This window comes from Paenibacillus durus (assembly GCF_000756615.1).
Taxonomy (GTDB): domain Bacteria; phylum Bacillota; class Bacilli; order Paenibacillales; family Paenibacillaceae; genus Paenibacillus_AQ; species Paenibacillus_AQ durus.
The window spans coordinates 712,418-724,064 of the sequence record NZ_CP009288.1 but is presented as its reverse complement, the minus strand read 5'-3'; the positions used below and the strand labels follow the sequence as shown (position 1 = coordinate 724,064).

Genomic DNA, 11,647 nt, shown 5'->3' with positions numbered 1-11,647 from the left:
TTATTTTTGGAACTCGCTAAAAGCGAATTCCCACTCACTCGTTGTTCAGTTTTCAAAGATCAAACTTCTTTGCCGCCGCTCAACTTTGCCTCAGCAGCAACTTTTATAATATATCATACACTCTACAGAAACGCAAGCTTTTTTTGAAAGTTTATTTTATCTTGTCGATAAAAGCTTGTGTCCCCCGAGGACGACTTACCTATAATACCTCTTCTTTGGGAATATGGCAACCCCTAAATACAAAAAAACAATCCACTTATTATTTAAGCGGATTGTACATTTCATTCATGAAGCTTTCAGTTGCTTAATAATATTTCACACCGGTATATTTGCTGGCGTTTTTAATCAGGGAGACCGATTTATTACTCTTACCCAAGCCGGCGTCTACCGTCGTGTCAATAGTCACCCACTGCCCATCAATGAGGACTTCATTCCATGCATGGTATTGAGATACATAGCTGCTTTCACCCATCACTAGCTTAGCGGGAACGTTCACACTGCGGAGCATAGCGGCAAAGAGGGAAGCATAGTCGTAGCAAATTCCTTTTTTGCTGGTAAGCGTTCTGTCGATGTCCGGCACATAGTCGGTGGATACGTTGGCTGCCAATGCGTAGTCGTATTTTACATTGGAGACGATATAGTTATAGATGGCGGTTACTTTTTCTTTGTCGGTGTTGGCATTCTGGGTGAGTTGTTTCGCTTTTTGGATCGCTTTGTCGGACGGACTCCATTTAACATTCTGCACAGAGCTCAGATATACGGCGTTAGGGTCGCTTACCGAAAGGTCGATAGAATCGGAATATATGATTTTATACTTGTTGCCGCTGGTATTCTCAAGGATGGAAACTTTATAGGAGCCGCTGCCTAGCTGCAGCGGGAAGGACTCGTTGGGCTCTGATGCGAAGAGGTTGTAAGTATAACTGCTGCCGTTCTTCGTAATCATCAGTTTCGTGCGCTTGCCCTGAGGAGCGTTATATTGAATGCCAACAACGCCTTGGCTTAAATTCGAAGTGTCGAGCCATTCGGAACTGCCGCTCGCGGCGGCTGCCGGGATAACTGGAACGGAGGTGGCTAATGTAAATAATATGAGAAGTATGAAATAAAACTTCTTCATAGATAAAACTCCTTTCGGTAGCTGGCTGCCATCCTCCCGGGAAGGCCCTTTAGCTTTGCGTCCCTACCTTTCGATAGGTTTGCCATTATCGTACAAGTTCCATCTCTTTTGAATATATGGTATAAATGCCATTATTTTTTAAAAATGAATAAATAAAAAAGCCTCTTCATTCGGTAGCTGGCTGCCATCCTTGCGGGAAGGCCCTCTAGCTTTGCGTCCCTATCTTTCGATAGGTTTGCCGTTATCGTGGTTAGCTTTTCTAATATCAGATTACCATATTTATATAAATTATCAATAGGAAACTAGGAAAATATACCTGGTCAATTGCCTATTTTCCCATATTTCCGCGACAGTCACGGGAGCTTTGCGTGTACAATTAACCGATGTGTCGGATTAATCAGCGGATCGCATGTGATGAGCGTAAGGATGCGGTCTTTGTTATTGCCTTCCAGCACGGACACGTCAGTAGGCTCGACAATCGAGATATCGTAGACCGTATAGTTATAGACCTTCCCTTTGGTCTTAACAGAAATCGTATCGCCAATCTCCACCTCATTCAGGCGGTTGAACAGTCTTCCCTTGGTATGGGCGCGGTGAGCGGCGATAGCCGCATTTCCAATTTCTCCAAGCGGAGCGGTCTCGGTCAAATGCACGGCCGCATGCCGCATATTGGCTTTGGTGGCTCCTTCAAGCACGGGAAGCTTAACGTTGATTTTATCGATCTCAATCAGCGCGATCGCCTTCTCGTCTACGTCTGAACCGCCTTTATCCGCCGCGAGCTGCGACTGCTCGTCCAAGGCCGATTCTTCGGCAAGCAGCTGTGTCACTTTGGCGTATTTGAGCCGCAGATCGGGATCGGCCGAATTCTGAGCCGTCTCCGCACTTTGTTCAAAGCTCTGCTCCGCTTCCTTCAGCAGCTTCTGCTGCTGCCAATCTTCAAACCATTCGCTGGCCTTCGGATAAAGGATAAGCAGAACGCCGGCGATAATTATGATATAAGAAAGCTTGCGCAATATCTTCACCCTCTATCGTCGCTCCGCATCTGCTCCTGAGATCGCCTCACCGGAGACAGGCAGAGACTGCTTCGGCTTCACAAACACCCATTTTCTGCTGCCAAAAAAATTGATGATGACCGTAACAAACGTAACCAATACCTTCGACGACAGTTCCTGCAATCTCAGACGGCCGATTAGAACGCTCATGAGCAGCAGGGATATGCACAGCACAAACAGATTCAATGCTATAAACCTCAGAAGCTGCCTATGATCAAATCCTTCTTCCTTGCTCCGCTGCCGGTCCTTGAACGTTATTTTACTGTTCAAAATAAAGCTGTTGGCCGTTCCTGCGGCATAGGAGATGACCTGGGCGACGACATAGAACAGCCCGAGCGAGTTCAGCAGCGCGAACACGGCCATATCTACCAGCGTATTCAGCAGGCCGACAATATTAAATTTAACGAACTGAAGGAAATCGCCTCGCACATTTTTGTTATTCATGGGGTACACCCTTCCGTGGTTGTCCGGCTTCCTCCCGAAAAAGCTCGGCTTCCTCTTCCTTCAGGTTTCTGCAGCCTACCGCTTCGCGGACAATGTATAGCGGCCGGTCCTTCGATTCATCGTATATCCGGCCGATATATTCGCCGATTACTCCGAGGATCATAAGCACAATTCCGTTAAACAGCAGGTTCACGCCGACGATGGAAGCCCAGCCGGGTACCGTACGGGACGTAAACCACTTCTGCATCAGCACGAAGAACAAGAAGACAAAGCTGGAAAACGAAAGCAAAAACCCAAGGTAAGACGCAATTTTGAGCGGTTTGTGCGAAAAGGACGTGATGCCGTCGAGCGCAAACCGGATCATTTTTTTGAGCGGATATTTGGTCTCCCCGGCAAAGCGCTCCTCGCGGACATATTCCACCATCGTCTGGCGGAAGCCGACCCAACTGACAAGCCCTCTGACATAGCGGTTCTTCTCCTTCAGTTCGCGCAAAACGTCGCACACCTTGCGGTCGATCAGGCGGAAGTCACCTGTATCGGTGGGAATATCCACGCTCGTCAACCTGCTCAGCAGACGGTAAAACAGCTTGGCGGTGATTTTTTTGAAAAATGTTTCACCGTGGCGCTTCATCCGTTTGGCATACACCACTTCATATCCCTGCTTCCACTTGGCAATCAGCTCAAGTATGACTTCGGGCGGGTCCTGTAGATCTGCGTCGATAACGACGACCGCTTCCCCCCGGGCATAATCCATGCCTGCGGTAATCGCGATTTGGTGGCCGAAATTCCGCGAGAAGTCAATCAGCTTCACATGACCGTCCTGGTCTGCAATCTCCCGGATCATATCGGCTGAGCGGTCCCGGCTTCCATCGTTCACGAAGATCAGCTCGTACGCGTCTCCGCTGCGGTCCATGACTTCTTTTAGACGCTCGTAAGTATGGGAAATCACTTCTTCTTCATTATACATCGGGACGATCACGCTGTATCTGGCTTTCATTTCTTTTCCTCCTAAATTATAGACGGCCGTAACTCTAAAAGACCCAAGTCGGGAACCAGCGCAGGAAGCCTGTCACGTAATCCCCGCTAACCTGCATGCCCGACAAGACGGGATAGAACATGATAAATAGCAGCGCCGCCGCAGCGACGTACACATAACGGATGACTCTCGACCGGGATTCGGGGAACACGCTGTCCGACAGCTTCAGCATATAGACCAGCGCCAGAATCATGAACGGAACCATGGCGAAATAATGGTAAAGGAACGTCTCGCGCGGAACGAGCATCCAGGGAATGTATTGGGAAAAATAGCCGATCCAAATGACGTATTGCGGCTTTTCCCGGCGTTTCAGCGTCAGCCACAGGACAGCTAGGATGGCAAAAACCCCTGTCCACCAGATCAGCGGGTTGCCCATCGTTACAATGCTGCTGGTCTGGCCTGCCGGCAATCCTTCTCCCCCGCTGAAGAACCATACCGGACGCTTCATAAAGGGCCATTGCCACCACTGGGATGAGAACGGATGGGTAGCCACAAGCTGGCTGTGGTAATCGTACATATTCTTCTGCGCTTCGAGCAATCCTTTAATCGTATAGCCTTCCGGTGTGACGGACAGCACGGGAATAAACGATAAGCTGTAAATCGCAGCCGGAATAACAATAAAGAAGATAATGCAGGAGGCCAGAGTGATAACGGCTCTGCTCCAGAATGTTCCTGCGGCCTCTTGGCAAGCGGCTGACAGTTCCGGGTCGGCACGCTTGCCGAGGGCAAGCACTCGCCGGGCCGCCAGGTGCTGCCGGTACCGGTCAAAGAGCGATATACCGAGCATAACGGCGAGCCCCGCCCCTCCATACAGCACAATCCATTTGGAGGCAACTCCGATGCCAAAGAACAGGCCCGACCAGAACAGCGGCCAAAGCGTCTTGCGCAGCGGAAGGCGGTAGAAATTCATTGCCGCGTAACGCTGCATGAAGTAGAACATCAGCATGATGAAGAAGACGCCGTACACATCAATAGTAGAAATCCGGGTCTGCGTAAAATGCATGAAATCCAGCGCGAACAGCCCCGCCGCAAGCGCGGCATAGCGAGTCCGCCCAAACAGCCGCAGCGCCATCACATACATAACAGGCAGCATGGCGATGCCAAATACCGTGCCGACGATCCGCCAGCCGAAAGGATCAACGCCGAGCAACGCCATTCCGACGGAAATCAGCAGCTTCCCGAGCGGCGGATGCGTATTCTCGTACGGAACGATGCCATGGGCGTATTCATACGCGGTGCGTGCATGATAGATTTCATCAAAATAGGTGCTGTTCATATAGCCCGAATTGGCTGGAATAAGCTGCTGCTCGTCGAACAGGTTAGCCGGATCTCCTTTTTTGGGAGTTCCTCCCGTATCGGGCGACACTTCGGCAACAGCCAGCGGTGACGCGTTTCCTTTCTCATAAAAGGCGATCTCATGCAGATAAAAGCCCGGCTTATTCACAAAAACTCGGACATACCGCGCCGTGGCGTTAAGCTGCTGGCTTTTCCAGATAAAGACGTTGCCGACATCCTCGTTAATCTTGACAGGTCCGGACCAGCTTTGCGGCGAATTGCCAAAATCCAGCGTAAATTCACCAGTGCCTACGCCGCCGAATATTCTCACCTTGTCGAGCTGCTTCGCGGCGCCCAAATCGACATAGAAGCTTTCGCTCGCAGCCGAAGGCGCCCATACCGTTTCCGGAGAACGGACCGAACCGAGATTGACCATAGCTAGCGCTCCATAAAGGAGCGTAATAGCCGCCATCCACAGCCAGTCTCTGCGCATCATCCGGGGAACAGCACTTCCTTGCAGGAAATTAACCGGACGGAGTTCACCGACGAGCGCCAGATCGGTTTCCCGTTTTTGCTTATCGGTATACGCAGGAGCCAGCGTCAGCACCCTCCCCCTGAAATATAAATCCCAGCCGATATACAGCATGTACAGCAGCAGCCCGACGTTGGTGATGGATGTAACAAGGATGATGCCGTCCGAACCGGGATTCCGCCCCGCATTCAGATGCAGCAGTACATACTCCACATTGGCAAATTGGGTCAGGCTCAGGCCGAAGAACAGCGTCAGCAGCCTCCGGTCCTTAATCTCCATAAAGGCGAACAAGCTCAAGGCAAGCGCCGGGAACATATACCGTTCATGCATTTTGGTTCCAACCACAAACATGACCACAATTAAAACGAGACCGATAAAGAAGGACTTGGACAGGTCTTTTCGGTCTTTCCGGAACGAGAACAACGCGGCCAAAGCTACTGCGGCTATAATAAAAATATTGCCCCAAGCGCGGTAAGGAATACCGAGCCACATTTGGTCAATCGGCGACCAGGACGGAGCGATGAGCGTGTAGAGGTTAAAAGCGTTGACGGTGGAATAAGGATAGGAAGACAGCGTGCTTTTGTACAAATCAATTAGACCGCCAATCCCTCCGTTGCCCCAAAAGAACGGCAGTGTAATCAGGGTAAAAGCGATAAGCCCGTACACCGCTCCTTTCAGCAGCTCTTTCCACGCGCGGTAATGAATGAAGGCGAACAGCAGTACCGGCGTAAAAATCAGCGCCTGCGGCTTCACCGCCGCAGCCACAGTAAACCAGACCGCGGAAGCGGCAAGGCGTTTATCCGAGACGGCCAAAATACTGAGAAGCAGGAACATCACGAAAAAGGCATCCGCCTGCCCCCACACCGCCGAATCCGTCAGTACAGCCGGATTAAATGAATATAGAATGACAAGGCCGAGCGCAATGCCGCCGCCCAGCTTTTTGCTTCCGATCCGGTAAATCAGCCAACCGAGAGCGATATCCGACAGGATCGCCGGCAGCTTAAACAGCAGCATCTCCCCAGGAGAATCCGGATGTAAACCGAGGCCCTGATGGATGAGATGAAGAAGATACAATATATAAATATACCCTGGAGGGTAATCCGCAAAAATGCCTTCCTGATAAAAGCGTCCCGGACCAACCTCCGCCAGCCGCTGGCCCCAGTACATAAAGGTCTTCATGTCGTTCATGTAACCCTGCGAGGTCCAGCCAAGCCACAGACGCAGCAGAAAAGCCGCAGAAAGGACAATCCACAGCCACGCGCCGTAATCATAGCTCTCCCGTCTGAGCAGACGCTTGCTGCGCAGCGCGGTCCGGTAAACCCAGGCGAAGAGGCAGGCGAACAATGCGGAAAAGAACAATATATTTTTGGATGATATCTTCACCGGCTTCCCTGCCGCTACGGCCTGAGCGCCCCCCGGATCAAGCGAGATTACCGGAACGCCCGCAGGGGCGGAATCAAGCTCCTCCACGGATAGATCGTCAAAATACGCCTTGCCCGCAGACAAATTCCCATATCCGCCAAGGGCGGCGCCGATGCCTATTTCCTTTTGCTCGGAGCCCGTCTTGCCTATGAACTGAAGCTGCTGCCAGCCTCCGCCGGTGTCTTTGGTGCTCGGATACCCCCCGCCAACACCGACAACGAAAATATTGGCCCCGATGCCTTCCGCTCCAGCGTCCACCACTTTAACCCAGCCGGAAATCCGGTAATGGGTGTCCGGCTTTACGGCGATGGTCTGAATCCATTTTGCATGATTCTGCTGCATATTCTCTACAGCGGCCGCAGCATTTCCGGAATGGACGTCTGCGGATTCCACGAACAGCAGGCTTGCCTGATCGCCCTGTACCCATACATCTCTCGTCCAGGAGGCGGGAGCGTCCGATGCCGTTTCCTCAAACCCCGGATTTTGCAAAAGATTTCCTGCTGCAAACATGGTTCCCGGAGGGATAACTAGCATGCACAGCAGCAGCATAAACATCAGTTTCGCAGCAATACGCCACTTCTTCATCATCGTTACCACCTTCGTCTTATCGTCCGAATCTATGTATATGAAGTTCGCTTCATTTTTTCCCTCATTTCAATATAATCGAATTGCCGGGTTAAGAAAAGTCCGGCGCTCTTTTCCGATAACACCGCCAAGTATCTTGTTCGCTAGCAAGAAGAAACGGCTTCGCCGTCCTTGCAGGAGGAGGGCATCCGTTTCTCGTAGAAATATAAGACAAAATGATAAGCGCTCAGCTTATACATTCTTATCTTTAAAAAAAGACTCCTTCCGATTGAGAAGGAGCCGTAAAAGAGCGGCCAAGGCTTAGCCCTGGCTGCCAATCATCAGGTAGCGAAGTACCACCAGAACAGCCAAAAGCCACATCATCCAGTGGATGTCGTATTTCTTTTTACCCGCAAGGTTAGCCACAAACGCCAAAATAACGTAGGTGACGATACCGAAGGAGATACCGTTCGCGATATTGTAGGTGAAAGGCATGATCGCAAGGGTCAGGAACGACGGAATGGCGATAACCATATCGTTAAAATCAATCTGGCGGACGGACTGTGCCATCAGCACGCCGACGATGATCAGGGCCGCCGCCGTGGCGGAGCCGGGAATCAGAGCGGCAACCGGCGCCAGGAACAGGGCAAGCAGGAAGCACACGCCCGTCGTAACGGCGGTAAGTCCAGTACGTCCTCCTTCGGCCACGCCCGCCGCGCTTTCCACATAAGCCGTTGTGGTGGAAGTACCCAGCATCGCGCCGCCTGCAACCGCAGCCGCGTCAACGAGCATGGCTTTGCCGACGCGTCTTTTGCCTTCCTCGGGATCATCCATAATTCCCGCGCGCTCCGCCGTTCCGACCAGAGTGCCGAAGGTGTCGAACAACTCGACGAAGGTGAATGTCGCGACCGCAGAAATAATACCGGTATGCATAATGCCTTTCCAGTCAAACTCCAGCAAGTTAAGCTTCGTGAAATCCGGCACCCATGGGGTGGACGGATTGGACAGTGTGGAGAAATCAACCGCGCCCATCAGCATGCCGATTACCGTGGTGCCAAGAATGCCGAACAGAATCGCGCCTTTTACCCGCAGCACCATCAGAATGCCGATCAGCAGCAGGCCGATGATAGCAAGCTGGACATTCGTGTTCTCGAGGCTTCCGAGATGGAAGACCGTTTCAAAGTACAGCACATCGGTAAAGGTGTTTGCCGGAATTGCATTGCCCGCTTCCACGCCGACCGTCATCAGGCCGCTGTTCTTCAGGCCGATAATGGCGATGAAGAGTCCAATACCGACCGTAATCGCATGCTTCAGACTGTCCGGAATCGCATCCAGCAGAATCTGGCGAATCCGGGTGATGGTCAGCAGAATAAAGATCAGCCCGGAGATGAACACCGCCGTCAAACCCATTTGCCAGGTAAACGGATGATCCGTTGTAGCCGACGACAATACAACCGATGCGAAATACGCGTTAAGGCCCATACCGGGCGCAAGGGCAACCGGGAAATTAATGAACAGCCCCATGGCAATCGTAAAAATGCCCGCCGCCAGCGCAGTCGCCAAAAATACGGAATACCAGCCCATATCGATCCGGCCGAATGCAGTCAACGTCCCGGGATTTACCGATAGAATATACGCCATTGCCATGAAGGTCGTTAGACCAGCCATAATTTCAGTGCGTACTGTGGTGCCGTTCTCTTTCAACTTGAAAAAGCGTTCCAAAATGTTCTCCCCCTAAGATGTTTTGAAATGAGGCAGCAACAAAAGGCCGGAGTCTTGGCGGACCCCGGCCTGAAAAAGAGCCATCCCCGAAGGGTTCGGCACGGGACCAAATCTTCACGTAGGGACAGCTTGTTTTAATCGTAGCCAGGTCATTACGGTGACCTCGTAGAGACTCCCGGGCCCATTCCCGAGATTATACGAATACTCATGCTGCTGATGCTTTCTCATTTTAGGTGGACATGACATGGGTTGTCAATGACGAAAACGAACAAACTTTGTCATGTTTTTGGCATTGTAACCTGCCTTGATTGGCGAAATTGGCGGAATTCGCGCTCCTTCTGCCCGAATTTATTGACAGACTTTTTAAACAGTTTGGTAAGAAAAGGAGTGAATTAAGAAGAACGCTATTTTTTTTCTAAAGTCAAAACAACGTCATTTTTTGTAACTTCACCTTTATTTTCGATTTCAAATTCAGATAAATTATCAGAATTCGTGATTACAGCAATAACAGTATCATCTAATCCAGCTTTCTTAATGGCTGGAGACCAGAATTCAATTAGAAGCTCCCCTTGTGAAACACGTTGCCCTGGTTCGAAATAAGTGATAAAACCATTTCCCTTCATCTTAACTGTTCCAATCCCAATATGAATCAATGTTGCAATTTTATTTTCGGAGACAAGACCAACAGTATGACGCGTTGAGAATGTTGCCTCAATTATGCCATCAAATGGCGCGTAAACTCTCCCATCACTTGGTTTAATTGCGAACCCTCTCCCCATTGATCCAGTCGAAAATACTGCATCTGAAACTTGTTCAAGGGGAATCACTTCACCAGCAACTGGGGCATAATAAGATAGTTCAGCTTTGGAACTCGGTTGACTTCCAGTTGACTCACTTTCATCATCACTATCAAAGTCCTTTGCCCATGTTCTCTCAAGCTCGTCAACGATTGAAGCATGCATTTTTTCATCGAGTTTCACTTTTTTGAAAAAGACAAGAGCACCAACTAAAATGGATACTGCCGGGACACCAAGCATAACGAATTTAAAGATAAAGCGGCCGTGGTTCGTGATCGTTGCAGCTGTGGCTCCTGCTGTCATACTGGCTGCTACAGCCGTGATCCCAACAACTAAGTTTGAAATCGCTCCTGCAAGCTTATCCAACAATGGGCGAACAGATAAAGTCAGCGATTCATCGCGATGTCCTAATTTTAATTGACCATATTCTACTGAGTCAGTAATAGTCATCAAAGCCACTAAAAAGATTAGTGGTTGTGGAATGAAAAATAACTCCGCTGCGACAAGCACTAGAATAAGAGAGCTGTTCGCAAGACTGAATACCATTAAGCCTATCAACATTAAGGCAATGGCTACTAGAAATACATTTCGGCGATTCCATTTCTTCGCCAATGCGGGAAAAATCGAAATGGCAGCTAAGCCAACGATTGTATTTATTAGTGCCAAAATTGAAAATTTCGATGCATCTCCCAAAATAAATGTGAAGTAGTAGAGTTCAAATGAGTTGGTTAAAGACATACCAATGGCATAAAGACCATACGCTAACGATAACCACATTAGCTGATCGTTGTGCATAAGAACGCGAAAGACTCCTTTAAAAGTTGTTGCTTCCTTGTTCTTTCGCAAATCAGATTCTACTTCTTTTGTCCCTAATCCAACTACGACTGCTGATAGAGCTGCGGCACAACCAATAATCAGCGCAAACCAGAACCATCCACGAGAATCACCTGTTCCTTGATTGGCATTGAGTGAGAACAGCAGCACTAAAGGCATGACCACAATACCAATTGTTCCTCCACCAATATTTGACCCGATTCGAGCAAATGTGGCTGTTTTTTCACGTTCACGTGAGTCAAATGACAATGCAGGAATCATAGACCAAAATGCAATATCTTTGAAACTGTATAAAATATCCATCGCAATATAAAGAATGGCAAACAAGATAAGATAGAGCATTGGATTGCTTTTCGTCAGTCCGCCAAAATCTGTGAATAATATGACTAAAGCCGCTGGTCCTAAGACACCACCCACTACAACCCAAGGCTTGAATTTCCCCCAACGCGTATGGGTGTTGTCAATGGCATTCCCAATAAATGGATCAATGGCTAATTCTACAAACCGTAAGAAGAAAATAATAAGTGTAATAAATCCAATCATTTTCGCATCCTGCGCCTTATTTCCACTGTTAAACAAGTGAGTTGTCACAAACATGATGAAATAAGTACTGAGTAATCCAAACAGCAAGTCATTCCCAAAAGCACCAAAGCTATAAGACAACCGTGAAACGATGTTTCCTTTTGAATTTTCCATCCTAAAAATCCCCTTTGCATTTATCCGATTTCTTTACACCTCAATAGTAAGGGTAACGCTTTCATTTTAGAATGGAATAAATTTTGTTAAATCCTACATTTTTTTAGATGATTCCGAATTTCGAGTAAAACTAAAGTATAATTTTATTTGGAAGATTTG

General features: G+C 49.1%; 7 protein-coding genes and 3 riboswitches. All 7 genes read right to left on the bottom strand.

The features are described 5' to 3' along the window. Positions 1 to 304: 304 nt before the first annotated feature. Positions 305 to 1,114, bottom strand: coding sequence for a transglutaminase-like domain-containing protein (locus PDUR_RS03315; protein ID WP_052409976.1), 810 nt, complete (start codon positions 1,112 to 1,114; stop codon positions 305 to 307). Between the two features lie 13 nt (positions 1,115 to 1,127). Next, a riboswitch (cyclic di-GMP riboswitch) is annotated at positions 1,128 to 1,208 on the bottom strand. A 75-nt stretch (positions 1,209 to 1,283) separates the two neighbouring features. Beyond that, positions 1,284 to 1,364: riboswitch (cyclic di-GMP riboswitch) on the bottom strand. 103 nt (positions 1,365 to 1,467) lie between these two features. Then, the gene (locus PDUR_RS03310) at positions 1,468 to 2,127 is read right to left on the bottom strand and encodes a class D sortase (protein ID WP_042205090.1); all 660 of its coding nucleotides are present in this window, start codon (positions 2,125 to 2,127) and stop codon (positions 1,468 to 1,470) included. Positions 2,128 to 2,139: 12 nt separating this feature from the next. Further along, positions 2,140 to 2,610 carry a GtrA family protein gene (locus tag PDUR_RS03305; protein WP_042205089.1) on the bottom strand — a complete coding sequence of 157 codons (471 nt, stop codon included), beginning with the start codon at positions 2,608 to 2,610 and terminating at the stop codon, positions 2,140 to 2,142. After that, complete coding sequence (locus tag PDUR_RS03300; protein ID WP_042205088.1) at positions 2,603 to 3,607, bottom strand: glycosyltransferase family 2 protein; 1,005 nt, start codon at positions 3,605 to 3,607, stop codon at positions 2,603 to 2,605. Before PDUR_RS03300 ends, PDUR_RS03305 begins: the two co-directional genes overlap by 8 nt. Positions 3,608 to 3,641: 34 nt before the next feature. After that, a complete protein-coding gene (locus PDUR_RS27730) occupies positions 3,642 to 7,463 on the bottom strand; it encodes a phospholipid carrier-dependent glycosyltransferase (protein WP_081949372.1) in 3,822 nt (1,273 codons plus the stop codon). Between the two features lie 297 nt (positions 7,464 to 7,760). Then, a complete protein-coding gene (locus PDUR_RS03290; protein WP_042205087.1) occupies positions 7,761 to 9,161 on the bottom strand; it encodes an NCS2 family permease in 1,401 nt (466 codons plus the stop codon). A 121-nt stretch (positions 9,162 to 9,282) separates the two neighbouring features. Further along, positions 9,283 to 9,382, bottom strand: a riboswitch (purine riboswitch). Between the two features lie 183 nt (positions 9,383 to 9,565). Further along, the gene (locus tag PDUR_RS03285) at positions 9,566 to 11,488 is read right to left on the bottom strand and encodes a sugar MFS transporter (RefSeq protein ID WP_042205086.1); all 1,923 of its coding nucleotides are present in this window, start codon (positions 11,486 to 11,488) and stop codon (positions 9,566 to 9,568) included. Positions 11,489 to 11,647: the final 159 nt, after the last annotated feature.